The sequence below is a fragment of the Pseudomonas sp. 18173 genome, from assembly GCF_050432945.1.
In the GTDB taxonomy this organism is placed as follows: domain Bacteria; phylum Pseudomonadota; class Gammaproteobacteria; order Pseudomonadales; family Pseudomonadaceae; genus Aquipseudomonas.
The window spans coordinates 47,505-73,959 of the sequence record NZ_JBKFTN010000022.1; the positions used below are offsets into that span (position 1 = coordinate 47,505).

Here is a 26,455-nt window from a genome sequence, read left to right on the forward strand (position 1 = left end):
GGCGAAAGTTTCGATGGGGCTACGGACGGTACACCGTCAACGCATCACTACAGATTCAATGTGGGAGCGAGCCTGCTCGCTCCCACAGGGTGTATTAGTGGCCCGTGATAATGCGGGCAGAGCCGTCAGCCGGTTCGGCGAACACCGGGCCGAGTCGATCAAGACGGCCACTCCACGCGGTCAATGCCAGCGCCAGCAACACCACCAGGCCGCCGATCCATGCGGTGTGAATCAGCCCCATGTGGGCGACGATCAGGCCACCGCCCCACGCGCCGCCGGCAATGCCGAGGTTGAATGCCGCGATGTTCAGGCCGGATGCCACGTCCACGGCCTGCGGGGTGTGATGCTCGGCCTGCCGCACCACGTACACCTGCAATCCCGGTACGTTGCCGAAGGCCACAGCGCCCCAGACCAGCACGGTGGCCAGTGCGAGCCACGGATTGCCGGCGGTGAAGGTCAGCACGAACAACACGGTGGCGAGCAGGGCAAAAATGAATTTCAGGGCGCTGATCGGGCCGCGTTTGTCCGCCAGCTTGCCGCCCCAGATGTTGCCGACGGCCACGGAGACGCCGTAGACCAGCAACACCAGGCTGACGGTGCTGGCGCTGAAACCGGAAAGGTCCTGGAGAATCGGCGCGAGGAAGGTAAAGGCGATGAACGATCCACCGTAGCCGACGGCCGTCATGGCATATACCAGCAACAGGCGCGGTTGCTTGAGTACCTGCAATTGCTGCAACAACGAGGCGGGTTTGCTGTGGGCGATGTTGTTCGGCACGTAGATCAGGCTGCCAACGAAGGCGATCACACCCAATGCCGAAACGGCGAGGAAGGTTTCACGCCAGCCGAAATGCTGGCCGATGAATGTCCCCAGCGGCACGCCGGTGACCAGCGCCACGGTCAGGCCGGTGAACATGATGGCGATCGCGCTGGCGGCTTTTTCCTTCGGCACTAGACTGGTGGCGATGGTCGAGCCGATCGAGAAAAACACCCCATGGGCCAGGCCGGTGACGATCCGCGCGAGGATCAACGACTCGTAGCTCGGTGCTTGCCACGCCAGCAGATTGCCGAGGGTGAACAGCACCATCAGCGACAACAGCAGCAACTTGCGCGGAACCTTGCCGGTGAGGGCGGTCAGCACCGGGGCACCGACGGCAACGCCAAGGGCATACAGGCTGACCAGCAGGCCGGCGGAGGGCAGGCTGACGCCGAGGTCGGCGCCAATGGTGGGTAACAGGCCAACGATGACGAACTCGGTCGTCCCGATGGCAAAGGCGCTGAGGGTCAGCGCGAGCAAGGCAATGGGCATGTCTGCAACTCCGGAGATTGATTCGATGGAGCGCAGTGTCGGGGTTGGGGTTGTGGGGAAAAATACAGGGATGGACATTTGATATTTGCCTTGGGCGCAAAGATCGCGAACGCGGGTGCTAATCTGTGCCACAGAAAGGCATTGTCATCCTGCTATCTGCGGGCAATAGCCGAACTTGCACGGTATTTCTCGATCAGTTCCTTACAGACACAGGCAAAGGAGCGGGTGCTTTGATCAGGCTCAAGACCGCGATACTGCTGGGGGCATTACTGTTTCTGGGCAGCGAACAACTGGAAGCCGCCGCGATACCGGGGCTGCCGGCCGCCGCGACCGCCGCGACGCCACCGGCACACCCCGAGCCGCTGGTGCAGGGCGGATTACTGGGGGCCATCAGTTCAAGCATCGACGAGGTCCAGTCCAGGCTTGATCTAAACCAGAATCTGGTCGACACCTGGCGCCTGCGTGCCGACCGCGCGGCCGATGAAGTGGATCAGTTGGTCAATCAGCCTTCGGCCCGTTCGGCCTGGAGCGTCGCCGGCGATTTCCTGCTGTTGACCTGCGTGTGGGCGGCCGTGTTTTCCTGTCTTTGGCTGCTTGGGCGGTGGTTGGCCAAACGCCTTTGCGCGCATCGCCTGCTGCTCAGCCGCGAACGTGGCCAGGCTCTGCTCGGCTATGTATTGCCCTATTCCATTCCGGCGGTGGTCAGCCTGCCGCTGACGATCTATGCCAGCCAGTTTTTGCCATTCTCGGCCGGTCGGGCGCTGGCGTTGTGTTTTGCCTATGCCACCAGTGCCGGGATCTTTGCCGCGTCATTGGTAATGTCGCTGGTGGTGGTGTTCAATGCCGGGCACAAGCGGCGGGCGGTGCAGATCATTCGACAGCACAGCCCGCGACCGCTGTTCGGCATCGGCTTTCTGGTGGCCTTGAGCGATGCCCTGACCAGTCCGCAGATCGCCCATCAACTGGGCAACAATCTCACCAGCAGCATCGCCGTGTTCACCGGGTTGGCGGCGTCGATCTCCTTCGGCTTGCTGGTGATCCGCATGCGTCGTCCGGTGGCCCATGTGATCCGCATCCTGCCGCTGGCCCAGCGTCTCGGTCAGCCGGCATTGCGTGAAACCCTGCGGATATTTTCCGGGCTTTGGTATTGGCCGATTCTGTTGATGGTACTGGTTTCGATCATCAACCTGATCGGTGCCGGGGCGGACAACCAGAGAGTGATGCGCAGCGCCTTGTTCACCACGATATTGCTGATTGCCACGGTGTTTCTCAGCACCACGCTGCACCATCTGTTCAAGGCGCGCAGTGCAGCGGACTTGCGCCGCAGTGGCGCCTACAAGGAGCGTTTTCTCAACTTGTCCCATGCCTTGCTGCGCATCGGCATGGCCATCGTGTTCATCGATATCCTCGGACGGATCTGGGGCGTTTCGTTGTTCGAGTTCGCGGTAAGCAATGCCGTGGGCAGGGCGATCAGTGATTCCCTGAGCCACATTGGCCTGATTCTGCTGGTGACCTGGATGGTCTGGGTGGTGCTCGACACGGCGATTCAGGAAGCGTTGAAACCACCGGCCAACAAGCGCTCGGCGCGCCAGCCCAGTACGCGGGTGAAAACCATCCTGCCACTGCTGCGCAACGCGATCAAAATCATCCTGGTGGTGATTTGCGCGATCACCACCATGGCCAACCTTGGGATCAACGTCGCACCGTTCCTGGCCGGTGCCGGGGTCATCGGCCTGGCAATCGGTTTCGGCTCCCAGCAACTGGTGCAGGACGTGATTACCGGGCTGTTCATCATCATCGAAGACACCCTGTCCATCGGCGACTGGGTGGTGCTGGATTCCGGGCATGCCGGCACGGTCGAAGGGCTGACCATCCGCACCTTGCGCCTGCGCGACGGCAAGGGCTTCGTGCACTCGGTGCCGTTCGGGCAGATCAAGGCCGTGACCAACCAGTCGCGGCAATTCGCCTATGCGTATTTCTCGGTGCAATTCACCTATGACACCGATGTCGACAAGGCCATCGAACTGATCCGTGAAGCCGGGCATTCCATCAGCAGCGACGCGTTCCTGCGCTACAACCTGCAAGGGCCGCTGGATGTGTTTGGCGTCGACAAGATGGACCTCAACGGCGTGGTGCTGACCGCGCAATTCCGCACGGTGTCCGGTGGCCAGTATGCCGTGAGCCGGGCCTTCAACCAGCGCCTTAAAAAGCTTGTGGATAACTGCCCGTGGGTGCATTTCGCGCAAACTTATCCACAACAGGCGCTGGTGCCAAGGCATCCGGTCGAGCCACCACCGGATGCCGTGCATGAGCCGGATCATTCGGCGGTGCTGATGCCGGATCGGTCGCGGTCGCAGTGATGGGCAATGCCCTGGAGTTCTTCATCGACTGTCAGGGCCTCTTCGCGGGCAAGCCCGCTCCCACAGTGGACTCGGTGAGCTACAGATTTGTGGTCAAACACTGATCCTGTGGGAGCGGGCTTGCCCGCGATGAGGCCAGACCAGACAACATCAATGCCTGATCAGTTTGCTATGCACTTCAGCCATGGCCTGCTGATCCATCTCCAGCCAAAAATGCTGCTTGCCGGCAATCTCGGCAGCGACCGGCAACCCGTCGCGATACACCAGCCGATTGCTCGCCACTGCCGGCACCTTCGCACCCGGCAACAGCGTGCCGGCGAGGTTCAGCGGATCGACCCCGCATACCGCAACCAGGCTGCCGTCATGAGGTTTGCGCCGTACCTCCCGCAACAATGGAATCGCCTCGGGCAAGGCGAATTGCTCACCCGCCAGGCCGCTGACAAAGCGTCCGCCACGAATCTCGCCGCGAGCCTCCAGGCGATGGAACGTACGCAGCAATTCGCGCCAGTTCGGCAGCCAGTCCGCCTCTCGTTCCAGCAAGCGCCAGAACACCACGCCGTAGCGGCGCAGCAAGGTCATGGCGATGTGTTCCAGCGTTTCGGCCGGTGCTGGCGCGGGACGCTGGTTTTCCCCCAGCGGCACGGCAGGCGTTCGTCGCAACAGGGCCCAGCGCCCGGCGTCGTCCATGCCGCCAATGAATGCTCCGCGCCCACGTCGACTGTTGCGCGGCTGGCGCTTGCTGGCCGGGGTGATCAGTGCGCGCAACCCGGCGAAGCTGTCGGCATTCACCAGCCCGGCGCCCACCAGTTCCTGCAGGGCGATTTCCAGTTCCGAACGCAGCAGATGAGCTTCGTGGACCAGCTCATCGAAAAACAGCGCGCCGTGCCGGGTGAGGGCGGTGTGGACCTTTTGCGTTTTCGGCGACAGTTCACTGACCGGTGTCTGTTCGGCCAGGCCGCTCCAGAGGCCGACCCGGTTGCGTGGCAGCAATACAATCGGCGTGCTGCGCAGCGCGGTGCTGGCGCCTTTGTTGTGCGCCGTCAGGCGCGTCCAGACCAGTTTGCCGTTGCGGCACAACTCATCCAGCCAGGACGCCGAGTAGTCCTTGATGCGTACCGGCAGGATGTCGCTGTCCCAGGCTGAAGCGGCGGCAGGGTAGCCTTCGAATTGTGCGATGACGGCTGGCAATACCGCCGCGCCCTGGCCCTGGCTTGCAGTCGACACGTGCTGCCAGTCGAACAGGAATCGCATGAAATCCTGCAAGGCCACCGGTTCGATTTCCCGACGCAGACGCTTGACCGTGTAGCGATGGATCCGCGCCAGCAAATGTCGCTCGCACCATTCTTCCTGAGTGGTGCCCGGGGTGAAGCGGCCGCGCAGCACGTAGCCTTCGCGTTCCAGTTGCGCCAGGGCTTGATTGACCTGCGCGGCGGGCAAGCCGAGTGGTTCGGCAATGGAAATGAGTGGGAGCGGTCCGAAGGCGCTGAGCCGTGCGCGGATCAGTTCGAGTGCGGCGTCCTCGGCTGTCCAGGTTTCATCGAAGTCCGGCAGCGCTTGCAGCGGGGGCGTCATTTCAGCCTGTGGATAAATCGCCCGCAAGCAGGTCAGGCGCTCCAGCGCCAGCCACAACGATTGCCCGGCGTTGATCTGCATACGGCTGGCGCGTTCGCTGTCGGCCAGGCTATCGAGCCAGTCGAGCCATTGCGGATTGGCGCTGGCCTCGGCATCGCAGATGCACGCCAGACTCATCAAGGCTTCGTGCATTTCATCGACACCGGAGGGCGCCGGCCAGGCTTCGTCGCGTACGGCGGCAATCGCTTCGGCGTCCAGCGCGCCGAGGTCGTCGGTGGATTGCGGGTCGCTCCAGCGGCGATTGAGCACCGCCTGGGTGCGGCGCTCCTCCAGCGGCGCATCGTCGAGAAAGGTATAGGGCCGGGCGCTGAGAATCTCTGCCGCCAGCGGTGAGGGTGCCGGCAAGTCGCGGCTGATCAGGCGAATGTCGCCGCGTTCCATGCGCCGCAACAAGGCCAGCCAGCCTTCACTGTCCATGGCATCGTGCAGGCAGTCGTCGAGGGTTTGCTCTACCAGCGGATGGTCGGGAATCTCCCGTTCGCCGGCGAGGTTTTCCACGCAGGCGATCTGGTCGGGAAACACGCTGGCGATCAGGTCTTCGCTTTTCATCCGCTGGATCTGCGGCGGGACTTTGCGCCCGCCGCTGTAGCGCGGCAGCGCCAGGGCCACCCCGGCATTCCAGCGCCAGCGCACGCCGAACAGCGGTGCGTCGAGCACGGCTTGAACCAGCAGGTGCTCGGCGCTGTTGCTGTGCAGGTAGCGCCAGACATCGTCCAGTTCAAAGCTGTGGCTGGTGGACAGCGACAGCACGATGGCGTCTTCGCTGGCGGCGGCCTGCAATTCGAAATTGAAGGTGCGACAGAAACGCTTGCGCAGGGCCAGGCCCCAGGCGCGGTTGATGCGACTGCCGAACGGCGTGTGAATGATCAGTTGGGTGCCGCCGGACTCATCGAAAAAGCGCTCCATCAACAGCGTGTCCTGTGATGGCAGGGCGCCCAGCGTTTGCCGTGCACGGGCCAGGTAGTCCACCAGTTGTCCGGCGCTGGCGAGGTTCAGGCCCAGAGTGTCGGTCAGCCAGTCGAGGGCTGGCTGCAAGTTGCCAGGCGCTGCCCCCAGCAGGTCGTCGAGCTGTGCCTGCAAGCGTGCCACCGCCGAGGACAATTCGGCACTGCGCCCCGGCGCTTCGCCGAGCCAGAACGGAATGGTCGGTGGCTGGCCCTGGGCATCCTCGACCCGCACCTTGCCGGTTTCCACGCGCAGGATCCGATAGGACGTATTGCCCAACTGGAAGACATCCCCGGCGATGCTTTCCACGGCGAAGTCTTCGTTGATGGTGCCGATGTTCAGCCCTTGAGGTTCCAGCAGCACGCTGTAGTCGGCGTTGTCCGGAATGGTCCCGCCACTGGTCACCGCCGTCAGTTTTGCGCCCCGGCGACCGCGCAGGGTGCGGCTCACGGCGTCGCGGTGCAGGTAGGCGCTACGCATGCCCTGGCGCCCGTTGTAACCCTCGGAGAGCATGTGCAGCAGCGCCTGGTAGTGCTTGTCGTCGAGCCCGGCATAGGGCGAGGCGCGGCGCAGCATCTCCAGCAGCGCCTGTTCCGGCCACTCCTGGCAACTGACCTCGGCGATGATCTGTTGTGCCAGCACGTCCAGCGGCGCTTGCGGGATCAGCAAGGTATCGAGTTCACCCCGGCGCACGCAGTCGAGCAGCGCGGCGCATTCGATCAGGTCGTCGCGGGTGGTGGCGAACAGACGGCCCTTGGGCGTACCGCCGACCTGGTGCCCGGAGCGGCCGACCCGTTGCACAAACCCGGCAATCGAACGTGGCGAGGCGATCTGGCACACCAGGTCGACGTCGCCGATATCGATGCCCAGTTCCAGCGACGCCGTGGCGATCAGCACTTGCAGGTCGCCGCGCTTGAGTCGCTGTTCGGCGTCCAGGCGAAACTCCTTGGCCAGGCTGCCGTGGTGGGCGGCCACGGCGTCCTTGCCCAGGCGTTCACTCAGGTGCCGGCTCAGGCGCTCGGCCAGGCGCCGTGTGTTGACGAATATCAGCGTGGTCCTGTGTTCCCGGGCGAGGGCGGCGAGGCGGTCGTAGACCAGCTCCCAGACATCGTTGGCCATCACTGCCGACAGCGGCACGGGCGGCACTTCGATGTCCAGGTCGCGGGGGCGGGCGTGGCCGATGTCGACGATCTCGCACGGACGCTCGCGACCGACAAGGAAGCGCGAGACGGCTTCGATGGGTTTTTGCGTGGCCGACAGACCGATGCGCAGCAGTGGTTGCGCGCACAATGCCTGCAGGCGTTCAAGGCTCAGTGTCAGATGGCTGCCGCGTTTGTTGGCGGCCATGGCGTGGATTTCGTCGATGATCACCGTCTGTGTGGTGCCGAGCATCTGCCGACCGGAGTCGGAACCGAGCAATACGTACAGCGATTCCGGCGTGGTCACCAGAATGTGCGGTGCCGTCTTGCGCATCGCCGAGCGATCTTTTTGTGGTGTGTCGCCGGTGCGCACGGCCGTGGTGATCTGCAATTCGGGCAGGCCCATCAGGCGCAATTGCTCGGTTATGCCGGCCAGCGGGTTTTGCAGGTTGATCTGGATGTCGTTGGACAGCGCCTTGAGCGGCGAGACGTAGACCACCAGCGTGGCGTCGGGCAGGCCGTCGGCGGATTCCAGGCCGCGATGCACCAGGTCGTCGATGACGGCGAGAAAGGCGGTGAGGGTCTTGCCGGAGCCGGTGGGCGCGGCGATCAGGGTCGAGCGCTGCTGGCGGATCAACGGCCACGCCCGGGCCTGGGCGGCGGTGACCGCTGCGAATGTGTGGCTGAACCAGGCGCTGACGGCGGGGTGAAAGCCGCTCAGGGCACTGTCTGCGGGGATGGGCAGGTTCATGCAGCAAGTTAGGCGGGTGGGGGCGCAAGATGCAAGTACCACTCGGGGATCTCTAGCGGCCCTCAGGGCCTCTTCGCGGGCAAGCCCGCTCCCACAGTGATTTTCTGTGAACATAAAATTTGTGAACGACAGGGATACTGTGGGAGCGGGCTTGCCCGCGAAGGGGCCAGTAGCAGCACCACAAATCCCACGGATCTACACTTTACGGATGACGGTTGCGCACTAAACCCGCAAAATGCAACGATTCCGGCAATTACCAACGACATCGCCCGGGCGCGGTGTCGATAAAGCCATTGTTTCAATCAGACTGGGCCTGCTGACTCTATGCGAATGCGCCTTATGTTACTGGGCGGCGGAAATGCCCTTGGGCAGGCGCTGATTCGCCTCGGTGCGGAGGAAGACATCGGCTTCCTCGCCCCCCGCCCGCCGCAAGACGGCTGGGATGCCGCGAGCCTGACACAACTGCTCGACGACACCCGTCCCGATGCATTGATCAACCTTGCCTACTATTTCGACTGGTTTCAGGCGGAGGCGGTGAGCGAACAGCGCCTGGCTGGCCAGGAGCGTGCGATCGAGCGTCTGGCGGAACTGTGCCAGCACCACAACATCGTTCTGCTGCAACCTTCCAGTTATCGCGTGTTCGACGGCTCCCGCGCCACGGCCTACAGCGAGAAAGACGAACCCGTGCCACTGGGCCTGCGTGGCCAGGCACTGTGGCGCATCGAACAAAGCGTTCGCGCCACCTGCCCGCAACACGTGCTGTTGCGTTTTGGCTGGCTGCTGGACGACAGTCCGGACGGCACCCTTGGCCGCTTCCTCGCCCGTGCCGAACAACCCGAAGAACTGCTGATGGCCGACGACCGGCGCGGCAATCCGACGCCAGTCGATGATGCCGCCCGCGTGATCATTTCAGTGCTCAAGCAACTCGATTGCGCCGCGCCGCTGTGGGGCACCTACCACTACGCCGGGCATGAGGCGACCACGCCGCTGGCGCTGGGGCAGGCGATTCTGACCGAAGCCCGCAGCCTGCATCCGCTGGCCATCGAAGCCCCGACCGCCCAGGCCCACGCCGCACGCCCGGATGCTGCCGAAGAGCCGCAGCACGCGGTATTGGCCTGCAAGAAAATTCTGCACACCTTCGGGATCAAGCCGCGCGCCTGGCGTGCGGCGCTTCCCGCGCTACTGGACAGGTTCTATCGCCATGGCTGACGGCCCCGTTTTGATCACCGGTGGTGCCGGTTTCATTGGTTCGCACTTGACTGACGCCCTGCTTGCCAAGGGCCATTCGGTGCGGATTCTCGATGACCTGTCCACCGGCAAGCGCAGCAATCTGCCGCTGGACAATCCCAAGGTCGAGCTGATCGTCGGCGACGTGGCCGATGCGGCGTTGGTTACCCAGGCGATGGCCGGCTGCAGCGCCGTGGCGCATCTGGCGGCCGTGGCCTCGGTGCAGGCCTCGGTGGACGATCCGGTGAAAACCCACCAGAGCAATTTCATCGGTACGCTGAATGTCTGCGAAGCCATGCGTCAGACCGGGGTCAAGCGCGTGCTGTTTGCCTCCAGCGCGGCGGTGTACGGCAACAATGGCGAGGGCGAGTCGATCGACGAAGACACGCCTAAAGCGCCACTGACGCCCTATGCGGCGGACAAACTGGCCAGCGAGCACTACTTCGATTTCTACCGCCGCCAACATGCGCTGGAGCCGGTGATTTTCCGCTTCTTCAACATCTTCGGCCCGCGCCAGGATCCGTCATCGCCGTATTCCGGGGTGATCAGCATTTTCAGCGAGCGAGCGCAAAAGGGCCTGCCGATCACCGTGTTCGGCGATGGCGAACAGACCCGGGATTTTGTCTACGTCGAGGACCTGGTCGACTTGCTGGTGCAGGCCATCGAGCAGCCTCGGGTCGAAGTCGGTGCGGTCAACGTTGGCTGGAACCAGGCGACGACCCTCAAGCAAATGCTCGAAGCGCTCGAAGCCGTGGTCGGCAAGCTGCCACCGGTGAGCTACGGCCCGGCGCGCTCCGGTGACATTCGTCATTCACGGGCGAACAACCGGCGTCTTTTGGAACGCTTCACGACCTCGGAGCAGACACCGATGCGTGTGGGGCTGGCGCGGTTGCTGGGGCGCTGAGGATCTTGCAGATACAAAAAAGGCGCCTTTGACTGGCGCCTTTTTTGTGGCCGGAATTTGCGTTAAAGCGAACGCAATACCTGTGGCGAGGGGGCTTGCCCCCGATCGACTGCGCAGCAGTCGTCGTCAATTTTAAATCTGATCACCACCAAGCCTCATTCACCACCACGTGAACGTTCTTTAGAACTTGTAGCCCAGGCCAACCATGTACACGAACGGATCGACGTCGACGTTGACCTTGGCGCGAGTGCCCGGTGCAATCGAGTTGTTTTCGACGGTGGCACGGGTATCGATGTCGATGTAGCGCACCTGGGCGTTGAGCATGACATGGTCGGTCAGCATGTAGTCGGCACCCACCTGCCAGGCCAGACCCCAGGTGTTCTCAGCCTTGAAGTTGCTGAAGCCGGCGGACTTGGCTTCACTGCTCAGGCTTTCGTCGTAGATCCAGGTGTAATTGATGCCGGCGCCGACGTACGGCTGGAAGGCCGACTTCGAATCCAGCGGGTAGTAGACCACGCTCAGGGTCGGCGGCAGGTGTTTGAGGGAGCCGAGTTTGCCGTTGGCGGCAGGCAGGGCGGTGCCTTTGAGTTGCACGTCATGCTCGAACGGGGTGGCCGCGAGCAGTTCGATCCCCCAGTTGTTGGTGATCATGTAAGCGAAGTTCAGGCCCAGCTGCGTGTCGCTGTCCATGGTCGCCTTGCCGCCCAGGTCGGTGCCGGCCAGCGGACCCTGATCGACCTTCACGCTGGAGCTGTCGGCCTTCGGGTTGACGGTGATGGCGCCCGCCCGAAGGATGATGTCACCGGCCTCGTGGGCGTGGGCGAGCGGGGCCGCGAGCGCGAGGGCAAGCAGCGAAGCGCTGAGCGTGGACTTGTTCATGGGGGCTCCAGAGGACGTTAAAAATTTTGATGTCCAATGGTAAGCCGGCTAACTATTCGGTCTTTTGATGCAGCTCAAGGAAAGTGGGAAGGATTGGGTTTTGTAGCGATTTCGAGGGCCTCTTCGCGAGCAAGCCCGCTCCCACAGGGGAACGCATTCCAATGTGGGAGCGGGCTTGCTCGCGAAGAGGCCAGATCAAACGACGTGTTACGCAGACCTGGCCATGATCAACCCGGTCTCGCTTGCCGCTTCCAGGCGGATCGCCACGAATTTCGATGTTGGCGTATGGCTGCCATCGCCGATGCTTTCCAGCGGCACCAGCGGGTTCACTTCCGGATAGTAGGCCGCCGCTTGCCCGGCCGGGATGTCAAACGCCAGCAGCGTGAAGCNTTCTAACAACACAAAGCCACCGGCTTCACTCCGGCAGCTCATACAGATAAATCTTGTCCGCCTCCATCTGATACCCGGCATCCGCCAGCTCACTGGTGGATGCCTTGACCTGCAGCGCGCCTTCGATCCAGTACGGCTGATACAGCTCGTCGAGCTTCACGCCGACCTCGCTCTTGACGTGCACGATCTGGTTCGACGGTGGTGGCGGTACGTGGATGCAGGCGCCGAAGTACGGCACCAGCAGGAACTCCGTGGTGCGTCCTTCCTCGCTCACTTCCAGCGGCACGATGTAGCCGGGCAAGCGAATGTTCTGGCCATCGAGGGTCTTGACCACCGGCGCGTTGGGCAGGTCCTGCTTGGCGGCCGGTGCCGACTCGGCCGACAGGGCATTGCTCATCTGCGACAGGTCGTGTAGTGGCGTCATGTTCGGCACTTCTTTCGGCGCATCCGGCGGGATCATCTCCGACCAGGTCAGGTCTCGCGGCTGGGCGGCCCACAAGGGCAGGGCGACCAGCATCAACAGCGCAAGTACAGCGCGGGGCATTTTCAACGTCCTCATAAACGGATCGACAGGCCATCGGCCAGGGATTGGCGATAGGCGCGCCAGGCCGGCACGCTGCCCATCAGCAGCGCGGCGATCAGGATGCCACCGAGCAGCGTCCATTCATACTCGCTTGGCCAGGACAGCGGCAGGAACAGGCCGTAGTTGGCTTGCACATAACCCTGGGCCGCGGCGATGCACACATACAGCAACGCCACACCGGCGATCACGCCTGACAGCGCCAGGGCAAAGGCTTCGAGCACCAACAGCGTCGCGATATGCCACGGTCGTGCACCCACCGAACGCAGGATCGCCATTTCCCGGCGGCGTTCGTTGAGGCTGGTGAGAATGGCCGTCAGCATGCCGATCAATCCGGTCAGCACCACAAACAACGAGACCACGAACAAGGCTTTTTCTGCCGTGCCCATCAGGCTCCACAGCTCTTGCAACGCCACGCCCGGCAGGATCGCCAGCATCGGCTCGCCGCGGAACTCGTTGATTTCCCGTTGCAGGGCAAAGGTCGAAATCTTGTTGTTCAGACCGAGCATGAACGCGGTGATCGCTTGCGGCGTGAGGTCCATGTTGCGCGCCTGATCGGCGGTGATGCGACCCTCGCCCCGGGCCGGTACGCCGTTATGCCAGTCGATGTGAATCGCTTCCATGCCGCCAAGGCTGATGTGCAGCGTGCGGTCCACCGGGGTGCCGGTGCGCTTGAGAATGCCGACCACGGTGAACGGCTTGTCGTCGTGCTTGACCAGGCTGATTGCCGCCACGCCGTGGGCCAGTACCAGTTTGTCGCCGAGTTTGTAATGCAGTGCCTCGGCCACTTCGGCACCGAGCACCACTTCGAACGGGTCGGTGGCGAAGGCCCGGCCATCGGCCAGCTCCAGGTGTTGCTGGCGTCCGTACTGGTAATGCTCGAAGTAGGCTTCGGTGGTGCCCATCACCCGGTAGCCGCGATGGGAGTCGCCGAGGGACATCGGGATGGCCCATTTCACTTTCGGGTTGTTGGCGAAGTGCTCGAAGCTGTCCCAGCGGATGTTGTTGGTGGCGTTGCCGATGCGGAACACCGAATACAACAACAGGTTCACCGAGCCGGAGCGGGCGCCGACGATCAGGTCGGTGCCGCTGATGGTGCTGGCGAAACTGGCCTTGGCTTCGGTGCGCACGCGCTCCACCGCCAGCAGCAGGCACACCGACAGGGCGATGGCGAACGCCGTGAGGATCGCGGTGAAGCGGCGGTTAGCCAGGCTGGCCATGGCTAGACGAAACAAATACATCTCAGACCTCGGACGGGGTGGCGGCGCGATTGAGTTCGGCCAGCGACAGGTTGTGATCGAACAACGGCGCAAGGCTCTGGTCGTGGCTGACGAACAACAGGCTCGCCCCGGCTTCGCGGCATTCGGCGAACAGCAGGCGAATGAAGTTCTCGCGGGCGTCGTAATCGAGGGCCGAGGTCGGCTCGTCGGCGATCACCAGTTCCGGTTGACCGATCAGCGCGCGGGCCGCGGCGACCCGTTGCTGCTGGCCGATGGACAACGAGTCGGCACGGCGACCGAGGATGTTTTCATCCTTCAAACCCAAGTGGGCGAGCAACGTCGCGGCCGCTTTGTCGACGCTGCCATGGCGTTGTTTCGCTCGTTCGGCACGCAGTTTCGAGAAGTGGCAGGGCAGTTCGACGTTTTCACGCACCGACAGAAACGGCAGCAGGTTGAACTGCTGAAAGATGTAGCCGGTGTGATCGACGCGGAAGTGGTCGCGGGCACCGGCCGAGAGCTGCGTCAGCTCCTGGCCGAGCAGGCGGATACTGCCGCGATCGGGTTTTTGCACGCCGCCGAGCAAGCCGAGCAGGGTGGTCTTGCCGCTGCCGCTGGGGCCCTTGAGAAACAGGGTTTCTCCACGCTCCAGGCGAAACGCAGGGATATCCAGCAGTGGCGGGTGACCGGGCCAACTGAAGCCCAGGTCGGACAGTTCGATGAGTGCTTGGGTCATGTGAAACCGGTGTGGTTGGTGGTGAACCCTTGTAGGAGCGAGCTCGCTCGCGAAAAACCTGAGAGCACCAAGGTGAATCAGATATCCCGCGTTATCGTTGACGTCAATCGCGAGCAGGCTCGCTCCCACAAGGGGATCTTCAGTGGGTCAGAATTTCAGGGCGGCAGCCTTGTCCGTCACTTCAACGCCTTGCTGCCCGCTCGGGCCGATCAGTTGTACCTGAATTTTCCGGGTGGCCGGGAAACTGGTGAAAATATTCGCCAGGTCCAATGACTTCAATGCTGCCGGTGTGGCGCAGGTGAACTGATAGCGAGCGTGGATTTCGCTGTGATCATGGTGATGTTCGTGGCCGTCTTCGTCCTTGGCGTCTTCATCGTGATCATCGTCGACATCGGGTTTGTCGCCGAACAATGGGCTTTCCAGTTCCTGGTTTTCCACCACGCAACCAGCAGCTTTTGGCAAGTTGAACAGGGCCAGCGGTTGTTCCAGTCGGGCGCGGGTGGCGGCGACTTTGGCCTTGTCTGCGTCGCTGCTGGCGACGTGCTCGAAACCCACCAGGTTCATGGCCGGGCTATCCAGCTCCAGCTCCAGGGTCTGGCCGTCCAGCGCCGCGTTCAGGCGTCCCACGCCATGTTCGTGGGCACCCAGGCTGCCGTGCTCATGATCGTGTTCGTCGGCGGCATGGGTGACAACCAACGGCAGCATGGCAAACGGCAGGGCAAGAAGCAGACGACGCATGACGAGTCTCCGAAAAGTAAAATGAAGAATATGTTATGTGATCTTATAACGTTTGTGCGGAGAGTTTGACTGCCTGCTTGGCGTTGCACAAGTCCCATGGGAGCATGCACGCAAGAAATGTGCGGGAGCAGACCTATGTTGCGAATTCGCGGAAGCATCGGCGACTGGCCGGTGGACTTGACCCTGGAGATGGACGACGCGGACTGGGCGCGACTAGGGGCCCAGTTGCAGGTGGAAAAATCCACAGTCAGCGCGCCAGCGGCGAAACCGCTGAATCAGGATGATGCGCTGTGGCAGATCGCCCGGGATTTGTTGCGCCAGGCCGGGCAGCTCAGCGGACCGGATCTGCTCGATCAGCTCGAAGGCCTGACCGGCAGCGCGGCGGCGGGCAAGCGCCTGTTGGTGCGGTTGCGCCACAGTCCGGACGTGAAGGTGGAAAGCGGCACCGATACACCGATCTATCGCTGGCTGGTGTAGGAGCGAGCTGGCTCGCGATGGGCGTCAACGATAACGCGGGAAACCTGAATCACCTCGGTGTTCTCAGGTTTTTCGCGAGCAGGCTCGCTCCTACAGGGGCGGCTCAGTACAGCGCGGCAAACAACTTGCGGCGGTACGTGCTGACCAGCGGGTGGTCATTGCCCAGCAACTCGAACACCTGCAGCAAGGTCTTGTGCGGCAAGCCTTCGCTGTAGCTGCGGTTGCGGATGAACAGCTTGAGTAACGCATCCAGCGCGGCGTCGTATTGCTGGCGGGCCAGTTGCTGGATAGCCAGTTGATAGACCGCCTCATCGTCCTGGGGATCTTTCGCCAGCCGGGCCTTCAGGTCGGCGGCATCGGGCAAGTCCCTGGCCAGGCCGAGAAACTTGATCTGTGCCTTGGCGCCAGCCAGTGCAGCCTTGTGCTCATCACTCTTGACGGCGTCCAGCACGGCTTGCGCTTCGCCCAGTTCACCACGCTCGGTCAGGCAGCGGGCGTACAGGATCAACGCCTTGGCATTGGTGTTGTCTTCACCCAGCAGCACTTTGAGCAGGGCTTCGGCATCGGCAAAGCGGCTGTCGTCGAACAGCGCCTGGGCCTGTTCGAACGGATCGGCGGCGGCCGGTGGCGGCATCTGCACATGGGGTTCGAGCAGGGCGCGCACGGCGGATTCCGGCTGGGCGCCGGCAAAACCGTCGACAGGCTGGCCGTCCTTGAACAGCACCACGGTCGGCAGGCTGCGGATGCCGAAGCGGGCGACGATGTCCTGCTCGATGTCACAGTTGACCTTGGCCAGCAGCAACTCACCCTGATAGCTCTCGGCAATGCTCTGCAACATCGGCATCAGCACTTTGCAGGGCGCGCACCATTCGGCCCAGAAATCCACCAGCACCGGCTTGTGGAAGGAGTTCTCGATCACCGACTGGTCGAAATCGGCAGTCGTGGCGTCGAAGATGTACGGCGTTTCCTGACTCATGGGCAATCTCGTAGAAGCGTGAATGGGGCAACTATACGGTCAGGCGCGGGCGGCGTGATAGAGGCTCACATGCCGAAACTCGTGGGGCTCGGCCAGGTCCGGCAGGGTCATGGCTTCGAGCATTTCGATGCGCCGGTACAACGGATGGCGAAAATCCCGTACTCGGGAGTCCGCCACCAGCGCCTCTCGGCCGCGACTGAGGAACTGGTCGAGCAGCGGCAGGTTCGCCCGGTCGTACAGCACGTCCGCCACCAGAATCAGGTCGAAGCGATCAGCCTCGGCGAAAAAATCCGTCGAGTAATTGAGCTGTACGTCATTGAGTTCGGCATTGGCCCGGCACGCGGCAATTGCCAACGGGTCGAGGTCGCAGGCCAGCACTTCCAGCGCACCGGCCTTGGCGGCGGCAATCCCCGCCACCCCGGAACCGGCCCCGAAATCCAGCACCCGCTTGCCTTCGACCCAATGCGGGTTGTCGGCCAGATAGCGGGCCACGGCCAGGCCGCTGGCCCAGCAGAAACTCCAGTACGGCGGCTCATGCAGGATGCGCCGGGTTTCTTCCGGGCTGAAGGCGCGGTCCATGTTGTCGCCGTCGATCAGCCACAGTTGCAAGTCGGTTTCCGGCAACGGGCAGGCCACCAGTTGTGCGTCACCAAGCAGTTCAGCCAGGGCCCGTTGCAGATCAAACGGTGCATTCATGGGGCTTTGACGAATTGCAGTTGGCCCAGGGACTGGGTGGTCGGCTGGGTAATCAGCTGCGACGGCAGGTGCAGGATCAACTGGCCCGACTGGCTGGCGCGGCCTCGCAGCTCAACGCGTGCGCCGACCGGAAAGGCATCCGGGTTGAAGCGCAGGTGAAACGGCAAGGCCTGGTTGTTGCCGATCAGGCTGGAGCTGGCGAGCAATTGTTGCGGGCGGTTTCTTTCGTCGATCACCAGCAATGCCAGTTCGACTTCGGCACCTGCCGGCACGCCTTGCAGGGTGCCGCTCAGTTCACGCTGATAGGCGGGCAAGGGGCCGAGCTCAGCGGCCTCCCTGGCCTTCTTTTGCGCCTGTTGCGGCGCCGGGCCTGGCGTTGGCGGCTGGGGCTTGGGCGCATCGCTGCCGCAAGCCACCAGCAGGCTGAAAACACTGAGCAAAACGAGCGGACGTAACGACATCGGTGGCTCCATAAAGCTGAATTCCATGGATCAAGTGATCATTGCGTCTGTATACCGCAAACCCTATGGCTTGTCTTGCCACCGGGATGCGCTACCATGGCCCTCCCTTTTTTTGTTGCCTGCCACCATGCACTGTCCCTTCTGCGGTGCCAACGACACCAAGGTCATCGACTCGCGTCTGGTCGCCGAGGGCGAACAGGTGCGCCGCCGGCGTGAATGCCTGGCCTGCGGCGAGCGTTTCACGACGTTCGAGACGGCTGAACTGGTGTTGCCGCGCCTGATTAAAACCGACGGCAGTCGCCAGCCGTTCGACGAAGAAAAGCTCCGCGCCGGCATGCAGCGAGCGCTGGAAAAGCGCCCGGTGAGCGTCGAGCGCCTCGAATCGTCGCTGGTGCACATCAAACACAAACTGCGTGCCACCGGCGAGCGCGAGGTCAAATCCCTCGTGGTCGGTGAACTGGTGATGGCCGAGCTGCAGAAGCTCGACGAAGTCGCCTACATCCGCTTCGCTTCGGTGTATCGACGCTTCCAGGACCTCAACGAGTTCCGCGAAGAGATCGACCGCCTGGCCCGTGAACCGGTGAAAGAATGACCTCGCCCGCAGAACTTGCCATCCTCGATGCTCATTTCATGGCCCGCGCCCTGGAACTGGCGCGCAAGGGGCATTACACGACGCACCCCAATCCGCGGGTGGGTTGCGTGATCGTGCAGGGCGGGCAGATTGTCGGCGAAGGCTGGCATGAGCGCGCCGGCGAGCCTCACGCTGAGGTCCACGCCTTGCGCGCGGCCGGTGAGCAAGCTCGTGGCGCTACCGCCTATGTGACGCTCGAACCGTGCAGCCACCACGGCCGTACGCCGCCCTGTGCCGATGCGCTGGTCAATGCCGGCGTGGCCCGCGTGGTCGCGGCGATGCAGGACCCGAACCCGGAAGTCGCCGGTCGCGGTCTGCAACGCCTGGCTCAGGCTGGCATCGCCACTGAAAGCAGCGTGCTGGAAGGTGAGGCACGCCAGCTCAATCAGGGTTTCCTCAAGCGCATGGAACACGGCTTGCCGTTCGTGCGGGTCAAGTTGGCCATGAGCCTGGACGGTCGCACGGCGATGGAAAGCGGCGAAAGCCAATGGATCACCGGTACAGCCGCACGTTCGGCGGTGCAACGCCTGCGCGCCCAGGCCAGCGTAGTGCTGACCGGCGCCGACACGGTGCTGGCGGACAACGCGCGGTTGACCGTGCGCGCCGATGAGCTGGGGCTGGATGCCGGGCAAACGGCCCTGGCCATGAGCCGCCCGCCGCTGCGGGTGCTGGTCGACGGCCGCCTGCGGGTGCCGCTGGATGCGCCATTCTTCAAGGCCGGTCCGGCGCTGGTCGCCACCTGTGTCGCCGTGGAAGAACAGTACGCCAACGGCCCGGAATGCCTGATCGTGCCCGGCTATGACGGCCAGGTCGATCTACGCCAGTTGCTGGTCGAGCTCGCCGCCCGTGGGGTCAACGAGGTGTTGGTCGAGGCCGGTCCGCGTCTGGCGGGTGCCTTTGCCCAGCTCGGGCTGGTGGATGAGTTCCAGATTTTCATCGCCGGCAAGTTTTTGGGCTCTACGGCGCGACCGCTGCTGGACTGGCCGCTCGCGCAAATGAAGGATGCGCCGGAGCTTAAAATCACCGAAATTCGTGCGGTTGGCGATGACTGGCGAGTCATTGCCATTCCCTCTCCAGCAGCAAGCGTATAATTTCCGGCCATCGCGCAAGCTTTGGCTTTGTTCTCGAGGAGAACCTCATGTTTACCGGCATCATCGAATCCATCGGCAGTATTCGTGCATTGACCCCAAAGGGCGGTGATGTGCGGGTACACGTCGAAACCGGCAAGCTCGACCTGAGCGACGTCAAACTGGGCGACAGCATCGCGGTCAACGGCGTGTGCCTGACCGCTGTCGAGTTGCCCGGCAACGGCTTTGCGGCAGACGTCAGCCGCGAAACCCTCGACTGCACTGCCATGAATGACCTGAAAAGCGGCAGCCTGGTCAATCTGGAAAAAGCCCTGACCCCGACCACTCGCCTCGGCGGGCACCTGGTCAGCGGTCACGTCGACGGTGTGGGCGAAGTGGTTGCCCGTACCGAAAACGCGCGCGCCGTGGAATTTCGCATTCGCGCGCCGAAGGACCTGGCCAAGTACATTGCCCACAAAGGCTCGATCACCGTCGACGGCACCAGCCTGACCGTGAATGCGGTCGATGGCGCCGAGTTCCTGCTGACCATCATTCCGCATACCCTGAGCGAAACCATCATGGCGTCGTACCAGCCAGGTCGCCGGGTGAACCTGGAAGTGGATTTGCTGGCCCGTTACCTGGAGCGCCTGTTGCTGGGCGACAAGGCTGCAGAGTCGACTGCCGGCAGCACCATCACCGAAAGCTTTCTGGCCGCCAACGGCTACCTCAAATCCTGACTCAAGGGGGTGCCTTGTGGCGCTCAATAGCATCGAAGAACTGGTTGAAGACATCCGCCAAGGCAAGATGGTCATCCTCATGGATGACGAAGACCGCGAGAACGAAGGCGACCTGATCATGGCCGCCGAGTGCTGCAAGCCCGAGCACATCAACTTCATGGCCAAGCACGCCCGTGGCCTGATCTGCATGCCGATGAGCCGTGAGCGTTGCGAGCTGCTCAAGCTGCCGTTGATGGCACCGCGCAACGGTTCCGGTTTCGGTACCAAGTTCACCGTCTCCATCGAAGCGGCCACCGGTGTGACCACCGGCATCTCCGCCGCTGACCGCGCACGTACCGTGCAAGCGGCTGCCGCCCGCGATGCCAAGGCTGAAGACATCGTCAGCCCGGGTCACATCTTCCCGCTGATGGCCCAGGCTGGCGGCACCCTGGCCCGCGCCGGCCACACTGAAGCGGCATGCGACCTGGCGCGCATGGCCGGTTTTGAGCCGAGCGGCGTGATCTGCGAAGTGATGAACGATGACGGCACCATGTCCCGTCGCGCCGAGCTGGAAGCTTTTGCCGCCGAACACGACATCAAGATCGGCACCATTGCCGACCTGATCCACTACCGGATGATCCACGAACGTACCGTTCAGCGGATTGCCGAGCAGCCGCTGGACAGCGAACTGGGCCAATTCAACCTGGTGACCTATCGTGATTCCGTGGAAGGCGACGTGCACATGGCGCTGACCCTGGGCAACGTGTGTGCCGAAGAGCCGACCCTGGTTCGCGTGCACAACATGGACCCGCTGCGTGACCTGCTGATGGTCAAGCAACCGGGCCGCTGGAGCCTGCGCGCCGCCATGGCCACGGTTGCCGAGGCCGGCAGCGGCGTGGTGCTGTTGCTCGGTCACCCGCTCGATGGCGACGTGTTGCTGGCGCACATCCGCGAAACCGCCGACCACCTGGCGGTGAAAAAGCCGACCACCTACAGCACCGTGGGTGCCGGTTCGCAGATCCTGCGCGACCTTGGCGTGCGCAAAATGCGCCTGATGTCGGCACCGATGAAATTTAATGCGATATCCGGTTTCGATCTGGAAGTTGTAGAATACGTGCCCTCCGAATAATGACCGGCAGTTTCCGGCCCTGAATTCGCGGTTCAAATATCACTGAGGGATGCGTACGAGACGCGTCCCGGCTCTTTAAGAGATCTGACGAATGACCCTGAAGACCATCGAAGGTACCTTCATCGCCCCTAAAGGCCGCTACGCTCTGGTAGTGGGCCGTTTCAACAGCTTCGTCGTTGAAAGCCTGGTCAGCGGTGCAGTTGATGCCCTGGTTCGCCACGGCGTAAGCGAAAGCGACATCACCATCATCCGCGCACCTGGCGCCTTCGAAATCCCGCTGGTTGCGCAGAAAGTCGCTCAAAAGGGCGAGTTCGCGGCAATCATCGCCCTGGGCGCAGTCATTCGTGGCGGCACTCCGCACTTCGAATACGTGGCTGGCGAATGCACCAAGGGCCTGGCCCAGGTGTCCATGGAGTTCGGCGTACCGGTTGCATTCGGCGTGCTGACCGTTGACTCCATCGAGCAAGCCATCGAGCGTTCCGGCACCAAGGCCGGCAACAAAGGTGCTGAAGCTGCCCTGTCCGCTCTGGAAATGGTCAGCCTGCTGGCGCAGTTGGAGGCCAAGTGATTAGCGACGATAGCGATCGTTTCAACCCGCGCGATCCAAAGCCTGCGGATGCCGGCAAGCCATCGAAAAGCGCCAAGCGCCGCGAAGCCCGTCAGCTCGCGACCCAGGCGCTGTACCAATGGCACATGGCCAAGCAATCGCTGAACGAGATCGAAGCGCAGTTCCGGGTCGATAACGATTTCAGCGATGTCGACGGCGCGTACTTCCGCGAAATCCTGCACGGGGTTCCGCAGTTCAAGACCGAAATCGACACCGCACTCAAGCCTTGCCTGGACTTGACCATCGAAGAGCTCGACCCGGTTGAACTGGCGGTTCTGCGCCTGTCCACCTGGGAACTGCTCAAGCGCGTCGACGTGCCATACCGCGTTGTGATCAACGAAGGTATCGAACTGGCCAAGGTCTTCGGTTCCACCGATGGCCACAAGTTCGTCAACGGTGTGCTCGACAAGCTGGCCCCGCGCCTGCGTGAAGCTGAAGTGAAGGCGTTCAAGCGCTGATCGGCGCTTGTATCGTCGGCACGAAGCCATGGGCGAGTTTGAGCTGATCCGCAATTTCTTTGCCGCCGCGCCTTGTGCGCAGGGCGGCGAAGGCGTTGCCCTCGGGATTGGCGATGACTGCGCCTTGCTGGCTGTTCCTCCCGGGGAGCAGTTGGCGATTTCTACCGATACGTTGGTGGCCGGCGTGCATTTCGCCGATCCCTGCGATCCGTTTCTGCTCGGTCAGCGCTCGCTGGCCGTAGCCGTCAGCGACTTGGCCGCCATGGGCGCCACCCCCGTTGCCTTTACCCTTGCCTTGACCTTGCCGACGGTGACCGCCGATTGGCTGCAAGCCTATGCCCGTGGTTTGAACCGGATGGCGCAAAGCTGTGGCGTGGCGCTGGTGGGGGGCGACACGACCCGTGGGCCGCTGAGCCTGACCATGACCGTGTTCGGGCGCGTGCCGGCCGGTCTGGCGCTGACCCGCAGCGGTGCGCAACCGGGCGACCTGCTGTGTGTCGGCGGCGAGCTGGGCAATGCCGCCGGTGCCTTGCCACTAGTGCTCGGCCAGCGCACGGCCGAAGCGAGCATTGCCGAGCCGTTGCTGGCGCATTACTGGTCGCCGCAACCGCAGCTCGGCTTGGGTCAGGCATTGCGTGGCAAGGCCACCTCGGCCATGGACATCTCCGATGGCCTGCTCGCCGATTGCGGGCATATCGCACTGGCTTCGAAGGTCGGTATCGAAGTCGAACGGGATCGCTTGCCGTTGTCGCAGAGCCTGGTCGATTTTCTCGGTCAACCGGACGCTCAGGTTGCGGCGCTGAGTGGCGGCGACGATTACGTCCTGGCCTTCACCTTGCCGTCCGTCGAGTTACCGCTGTTGCTGGCCGACGGCTGGCCGATACATGTGATCGGGCAGGTGGTGACGGGGCAGGGCGTGAAGCTGCTGGACGCCGATGGCAAAGACATCACCCCGCAAACCCGGGGTTATCAACATTTTCGGGAGTCACCGTGACAGATCACCCCAAACAGGTCCCGGCAGAACACGTTCCGCCGTCGGTCTGGCGTAATCCGTGGCATTTCCTGGCGTTCGGCTTCGGCTCGGGCACCTTGCCAAAGGCACCGGGCACTTGGGGGTCGTTGGTTGCGCTACCCTTTATCCCGTTGTGGCAGATGCTGCCCGACTGGGGTTACTGGCTGATGCTGGGCATCACCATGTTGTTCGGCTTCTGGCTGTGCGGCAAAGTGGCCGACGATTTACGGGTACACGATCATGAAGGCATCGTCTGGGACGAAATGGTCGGAATGTGGATCACCCTGTGGCTGGTGCCGGAAGGTTGGCAGTGGTTGCTGGCGGGTTTCCTGATGTTCCGCTTATTCGATATCCTCAAGCCGTGGCCGATTCGCTGGATTGACCGGCATGTCCATGGCGGCGTTGGCATCATGCTCGATGATGTCCTGGCCGGCGTGTTCGCCTGGTTGGCGATGCAGGGACTGGTGCGGTTTTTCGCCTGATCGGGGATTTTCAGGCGTTATTCAGGAGAGCGGTTAATCGGGAGTAGCAGGGATGGCTGTACGCGGCTTGATGTTGATGGCGTTCGCGATGTTTTGCTCTTTTGCCCAGGCGGGAGGAGGGGGGGCTACGCCGCCGTCGGTGATTCACCTGGCCAGCGAAGACTGGGAAGACTACACCGCTGCTGACGGTCATGGGCTGGGGTGGGACGTGCTACGGCAAGTCTTCGAGCCGGCGGGCGTCAAGATCGACATCCGCACCGAGCCCTACCTGCGTTCGCTGGGCCTGGCCGAACGTGGCGAAGTCGATGCCTGCGTAGGCTCCTATCGTGACGAGTCCGAGGGGGTGGACTATCCCCATTGGAACTTCGACACCGATCACATCTACGCCTTGGGCCTGGCCAGCGGTCCGGTACCCACCCCGCAAACTCTGGGCAATTATCGACTGGCCTGGGTCCGCGGCTACGATTACCAGCATTACTTGCCCAATGTGCGCCACTTCGACGAAGTGTTGCGGCGTACCGGCATCGTTTCGATGCTGACCCACAACCGCGCTGATTTCTACATCGACGCTCTGACCGAAGTCGATTACGTCATCAACCGCGCCAAGGATCCGTCCCTGCTGCGGCGCACCCATATCGCCGAATTGCCGCTGTACCTGTGTTTCGCCAAGACTCCGAAGGCCCGCATGTTCATGGCCCTGTTCGACCAGCGCATGGAGCAACTGGTGAAAAGCGGCGAACTGAAACCGATCTTCGAGCGCTGGAAACAGCCTTATCCGTTTGATTCCAATTGAAGAGCCGACATAGCCTTCTGTGGGAGCGAGCCTGCTCGCGATGGCGGCATATCAGTCAACATTTTCCTCGACTGGAAGTCCGCTTTCGCGAGCAGGCTCGCTCCCACAGAGGATATTGTCAGCCCTGATATCAAACTTTTTGATAGTTATCGCCGATAATTCAGCCTAAGCGTCGTTCGGAACCTGCTGTTACAATGCCGGCTCTGCGAATCTTCAGACTTTTAGATCAGGAGCACACCGGTGCCTGTCGTTTTTGTCGCCGCTTCCAAGCTGCCAACGCCTTTTGCGCAATTCACCATGCACGGCTTTCTCGATGAAGCCTCCGGCCGCGAGCACGTTGTGCTGAGCCTGGGTGATTTCGCCGACGGTGCCCCGGTACTCGGCCGGTTGCACTCCGAATGCCTGACGGGCGATGCCCTGTTCAGCCAGCGTTGCGACTGCGGCTCGCAACTGGAAGCTGCCTTGCAGGCGATTGCCCGTGAAGGTCGCGGCGTGTTGCTGTACTTGCGTCAGGAAGGCCGTGGCATTGGCCTGCTGAACAAGATCCGCGCCTATGAGCTGCAGGACGGTGGCGCCGATACTGTCGAAGCCAATGAGCGTCTGGGCTTTGCCGCCGACCAGCGTGACTACGCCATGTGCCTGCCGATGCTGGAGCACCTGGGCGTGAAGTCCCTGCGCCTGATGACCAACAACCCGCGCAAGGTCAAGGCCTTGACCGACATGGGTATCGTGGTCGCCGAGCGCGTGCCGCTGCACACCGGGCACAACCCGCATAACCGACTCTACCTGGCAACCAAGGCCAGCAAGCTCGACCACATGATGGGCAACGAGCATCAGGGCGAGGCAGACCGGGCGTGACCCGCGGGCAGGTTCGGCGGCGACTGTCCGTCAGCTGGTGGCAGTACCTGGCACTGGCCGTGTTGCCGCTGTTTGTGATCAATGCGGTGTTCGGCCAGAGCGAAGCCATCCTGCCGGTGCTGGCGATGCCGCTGTTCATCGCCGGAGTCGCCTCGATGTTTGTCAGCCTGAAGTTCTTCGGCGCCTACAAACACGCACTGATCGCCACTCAGAAAGCCCTTGATACCCCTGAAGAGCCTGACGCCTGGATCAACCTGGCGGCCAAGCGGCGCACGGCATTCCTTGCCGCCGGCCTGCCGGCCTGGATTGGGGCCCTGGCGGTGTTCGTCGGTCTTGAGGCGGTGCCGCTGATGCTGCTGGCGCTGTCGACCGCGGTGCTGTTCTACCTCTACCGTATTCCGCGTCAACTCGGTTGATGCGCGCGGTCTGGCTGGCGGTTTTGCTGCTGGCCGCCAGCCGCTCGGCCATGGCGGTCGAGCGGGTTGTCAGCCTGGCACCGTCGCTCTCTGAAATCGTCGCTGAGCTGGGTTCTGCCGACCTCCTGGTCGGTGTGCTGGACGCCGGTGAGCGTCCGGCCGAACTGAAGAACCTGCCCTCCGTTGGCCGCTATGGCCAGCTGGACGTGGAACGTTTGCTCAGCCTGAACCCCGATCTGTTGCTGCTATGGCCCGGCAGTGTCGGTCCGGCCCAGCGCGACCAGCTCAAGCGCCTGAATATTCCCACCTACGTCGCCGAACCCCACAGCCTGGACCAGCTCACCGCGCAGATCGAAGTCATTGCCGCTCAGCTCGGCCGGCCTGAACGCGGAACTTCATTAGCCAGCGATTTGCGCCGACGATTGGGCGAGCTGCGCCAGCGCTATCGCCGGGACAAGCCGTTACGCGTGTTCTATCAAGTTTGGGATCGACCGCTGTATACGGTGGGCGGCGAGCAGATCATCAGCGATGCACTGGAGGTCTGCGGTGCCCGGAACGTGTTTGCCGACCTGAAACTGCCGGCACCGCAAGTCAGCGTGGAGGCTGTGTTGCAGCGTAATCCCGAGGTGATTCTGGCCAGCGAACAGGCGCAGCTTGATGCGTGGAAAGCGTGGCCGCAGGTGGCGGCGGTGGCACAAGGGCAATTGCGCCTGGTGACGGACAAGGGGTTGGAGCGGCCGAGCGGGCAGATGATCGAGGCCACTGCCAGGCTTTGCCAGTTGATCGCACCTGACCGCTAAGACAGCTGCGTCTGCAATCGCGGGCAAGCCCGCTCCCACAGGATCGCGCTAAACCTGTGGGAGCGGGCTTGC

Annotated in this window: 26 protein-coding genes and 1 pseudogene; 16 read left to right on the forward strand and 11 right to left on the reverse strand. The window is 62.8% G+C overall.

Features of this window, described 5'->3' with window-relative positions:
* Positions 1 to 94: 94 nt before the first annotated feature.
* Positions 95 to 1,306 carry an MFS transporter gene (locus ACLD1X_RS22570; RefSeq protein WP_429371420.1) on the reverse strand — a complete coding sequence of 404 codons (1,212 nt, stop codon included), beginning with the start codon at positions 1,304 to 1,306 and terminating at the stop codon, positions 95 to 97.
* 230 nt (positions 1,307 to 1,536) lie between these two features.
* Here ACLD1X_RS22570 and ACLD1X_RS22575 point away from each other — a divergent pair, with 230 nt between their 5' ends.
* Positions 1,537 to 3,666, forward strand: coding sequence for a mechanosensitive ion channel family protein (locus tag ACLD1X_RS22575; protein ID WP_429371422.1), 2,130 nt, complete (start codon positions 1,537 to 1,539; stop codon positions 3,664 to 3,666).
* Between the two features lie 150 nt (positions 3,667 to 3,816).
* Here ACLD1X_RS22575 and ACLD1X_RS22580 read toward each other — a convergent pair whose 3' ends face one another.
* A complete protein-coding gene (locus ACLD1X_RS22580; RefSeq protein WP_429371424.1) occupies positions 3,817 to 8,133 on the reverse strand; it encodes an Lhr family helicase in 4,317 nt (1,438 codons plus the stop codon).
* Between the two features lie 324 nt (positions 8,134 to 8,457).
* On the opposite strand from ACLD1X_RS22580, the gene ACLD1X_RS22585 reads away from it, so the two are divergent.
* A complete protein-coding gene (locus ACLD1X_RS22585; RefSeq protein WP_008018175.1) occupies positions 8,458 to 9,342 on the forward strand; it encodes a sugar nucleotide-binding protein in 885 nt (294 codons plus the stop codon).
* Positions 9,335 to 10,264 carry an NAD-dependent epimerase/dehydratase family protein gene (locus ACLD1X_RS22590; RefSeq protein ID WP_429371426.1) on the forward strand — a complete coding sequence of 310 codons (930 nt, stop codon included), beginning with the start codon at positions 9,335 to 9,337 and terminating at the stop codon, positions 10,262 to 10,264. Before ACLD1X_RS22585 ends, ACLD1X_RS22590 begins: the two co-directional genes overlap by 8 nt.
* A gap of 180 nt (positions 10,265 to 10,444) precedes the next feature.
* Here the strand turns inward: ACLD1X_RS22590 and ACLD1X_RS22595 are convergent, their stop codons facing one another.
* The 6 genes and pseudogenes from ACLD1X_RS22595 to ACLD1X_RS22620 all read right to left on the reverse strand — a co-directional run bounded on the left by ACLD1X_RS22595 (position 10,445) and on the right by ACLD1X_RS22620 (position 14,804).
* Complete coding sequence (locus ACLD1X_RS22595; protein WP_429371428.1) at positions 10,445 to 11,143, reverse strand: OmpW/AlkL family protein; 699 nt, start codon at positions 11,141 to 11,143, stop codon at positions 10,445 to 10,447.
* 207 nt (positions 11,144 to 11,350) lie between these two features.
* Positions 11,351 to 11,530: pseudogene (locus ACLD1X_RS22600) on the reverse strand (hypothetical protein); the annotation flags it as partial.
* Positions 11,531 to 11,558: 28 nt separating this feature from the next.
* On the reverse strand, positions 11,559 to 12,077 hold the full coding sequence (locus ACLD1X_RS22605) for a DUF3299 domain-containing protein (protein WP_007970150.1): 519 nt from the start codon (positions 12,075 to 12,077) through the stop codon (positions 11,559 to 11,561).
* 11 nt (positions 12,078 to 12,088) lie between these two features.
* Positions 12,089 to 13,354, reverse strand: coding sequence for an ABC transporter permease (locus ACLD1X_RS22610; RefSeq protein ID WP_429371431.1), 1,266 nt, complete (start codon positions 13,352 to 13,354; stop codon positions 12,089 to 12,091).
* A 1-nt stretch (position 13,355) separates the two neighbouring features.
* Positions 13,356 to 14,066 carry an ABC transporter ATP-binding protein gene (locus tag ACLD1X_RS22615; protein ID WP_008018167.1) on the reverse strand — a complete coding sequence of 237 codons (711 nt, stop codon included), beginning with the start codon at positions 14,064 to 14,066 and terminating at the stop codon, positions 13,356 to 13,358.
* 147 nt (positions 14,067 to 14,213) lie between these two features.
* Positions 14,214 to 14,804, reverse strand: a complete 591-nt coding sequence (locus ACLD1X_RS22620; RefSeq protein WP_429371433.1) for a DUF2796 domain-containing protein — start codon at positions 14,802 to 14,804, stop codon at positions 14,214 to 14,216.
* 135 nt (positions 14,805 to 14,939) lie between these two features.
* On the opposite strand from ACLD1X_RS22620, the gene ACLD1X_RS22625 reads away from it, so the two are divergent.
* Positions 14,940 to 15,281: a hypothetical protein gene (locus tag ACLD1X_RS22625; protein ID WP_429371435.1), complete on the forward strand. Its 342-nt coding sequence runs from the start codon at positions 14,940 to 14,942 to the stop codon at positions 15,279 to 15,281.
* A gap of 103 nt (positions 15,282 to 15,384) precedes the next feature.
* Here ACLD1X_RS22625 and trxA read toward each other — a convergent pair whose 3' ends face one another.
* Genes trxA through ACLD1X_RS22640 form a run of 3 tightly spaced genes read right to left on the reverse strand, consistent with a single transcriptional unit; the run spans position 15,385 to position 17,414 of the window.
* Positions 15,385 to 16,257, reverse strand: coding sequence for a thioredoxin (gene trxA / locus ACLD1X_RS22630; RefSeq protein WP_429371437.1), 873 nt, complete (start codon positions 16,255 to 16,257; stop codon positions 15,385 to 15,387).
* 39 nt (positions 16,258 to 16,296) lie between these two features.
* On the reverse strand, positions 16,297 to 16,953 hold the full coding sequence (locus ACLD1X_RS22635; RefSeq protein WP_429371439.1) for a class I SAM-dependent methyltransferase: 657 nt from the start codon (positions 16,951 to 16,953) through the stop codon (positions 16,297 to 16,299).
* Positions 16,950 to 17,414, reverse strand: a complete 465-nt coding sequence (locus ACLD1X_RS22640) for a YbaY family lipoprotein (protein WP_429371441.1) — start codon at positions 17,412 to 17,414, stop codon at positions 16,950 to 16,952. Before ACLD1X_RS22640 ends, ACLD1X_RS22635 begins: the two co-directional genes overlap by 4 nt.
* A 127-nt stretch (positions 17,415 to 17,541) precedes the next feature.
* Between ACLD1X_RS22640 and nrdR the strand changes: the two genes are divergently transcribed.
* The 12 genes from nrdR (at position 17,542) to ACLD1X_RS22700 (ending at position 26,383) form a co-directional block, all read left to right on the forward strand.
* Positions 17,542 to 18,006: a transcriptional regulator NrdR gene (gene nrdR, locus ACLD1X_RS22645; protein ID WP_003228656.1), complete on the forward strand. Its 465-nt coding sequence runs from the start codon at positions 17,542 to 17,544 to the stop codon at positions 18,004 to 18,006.
* A complete protein-coding gene (gene ribD, locus ACLD1X_RS22650; protein WP_429371443.1) occupies positions 18,003 to 19,136 on the forward strand; it encodes a bifunctional diaminohydroxyphosphoribosylaminopyrimidine deaminase/5-amino-6-(5-phosphoribosylamino)uracil reductase RibD in 1,134 nt (377 codons plus the stop codon). The genes nrdR and ribD overlap by 4 nt, the downstream gene beginning before the upstream one ends.
* 47 nt (positions 19,137 to 19,183) lie before the next feature.
* Entirely contained in the window at positions 19,184 to 19,849 is a 666-nt protein-coding gene (locus ACLD1X_RS22655; protein WP_429371445.1) for a riboflavin synthase, read from the forward strand.
* 16 nt (positions 19,850 to 19,865) lie between these two features.
* Positions 19,866 to 20,957 carry a bifunctional 3,4-dihydroxy-2-butanone-4-phosphate synthase/GTP cyclohydrolase II gene (ribBA, locus tag ACLD1X_RS22660; protein WP_085718199.1) on the forward strand — a complete coding sequence of 364 codons (1,092 nt, stop codon included), beginning with the start codon at positions 19,866 to 19,868 and terminating at the stop codon, positions 20,955 to 20,957.
* 91 nt (positions 20,958 to 21,048) lie between these two features.
* Complete coding sequence (gene ribH / locus ACLD1X_RS22665) at positions 21,049 to 21,525, forward strand: 6,7-dimethyl-8-ribityllumazine synthase (protein ID WP_003228649.1); 477 nt, start codon at positions 21,049 to 21,051, stop codon at positions 21,523 to 21,525.
* A complete protein-coding gene (nusB, locus tag ACLD1X_RS22670; protein ID WP_007970164.1) occupies positions 21,522 to 22,022 on the forward strand; it encodes a transcription antitermination factor NusB in 501 nt (166 codons plus the stop codon). Before ribH ends, nusB begins: the two co-directional genes overlap by 4 nt.
* 28 nt (positions 22,023 to 22,050) lie before the next feature.
* Complete coding sequence (gene thiL, locus ACLD1X_RS22675) at positions 22,051 to 23,016, forward strand: thiamine-phosphate kinase (RefSeq protein ID WP_429371448.1); 966 nt, start codon at positions 22,051 to 22,053, stop codon at positions 23,014 to 23,016.
* Positions 23,013 to 23,516, forward strand: coding sequence for a phosphatidylglycerophosphatase A family protein (locus tag ACLD1X_RS22680; protein WP_429371450.1), 504 nt, complete (start codon positions 23,013 to 23,015; stop codon positions 23,514 to 23,516). The genes thiL and ACLD1X_RS22680 overlap by 4 nt, the downstream gene beginning before the upstream one ends.
* Before the next feature lie 52 nt (positions 23,517 to 23,568).
* On the forward strand, positions 23,569 to 24,309 hold the full coding sequence (locus tag ACLD1X_RS22685) for a substrate-binding periplasmic protein (RefSeq protein WP_429371452.1): 741 nt from the start codon (positions 23,569 to 23,571) through the stop codon (positions 24,307 to 24,309).
* Positions 24,310 to 24,549: 240 nt separating this feature from the next.
* Positions 24,550 to 25,167 (forward strand): GTP cyclohydrolase II, encoded by a 618-nt coding sequence (ribA, locus tag ACLD1X_RS22690; protein WP_429371454.1) that lies wholly within the window; start codon positions 24,550 to 24,552, stop codon positions 25,165 to 25,167.
* Positions 25,164 to 25,583 (forward strand): MFS transporter, encoded by a 420-nt coding sequence (locus ACLD1X_RS22695; protein ID WP_429371456.1) that lies wholly within the window; start codon positions 25,164 to 25,166, stop codon positions 25,581 to 25,583. Before ribA ends, ACLD1X_RS22695 begins: the two co-directional genes overlap by 4 nt.
* Positions 25,583 to 26,383 (forward strand): cobalamin-binding protein, encoded by an 801-nt coding sequence (locus ACLD1X_RS22700; RefSeq protein ID WP_429371458.1) that lies wholly within the window; start codon positions 25,583 to 25,585, stop codon positions 26,381 to 26,383. The genes ACLD1X_RS22695 and ACLD1X_RS22700 overlap by 1 nt, the downstream gene beginning before the upstream one ends.
* The last annotated feature ends 72 nt before the right edge of the window (positions 26,384 to 26,455 follow it).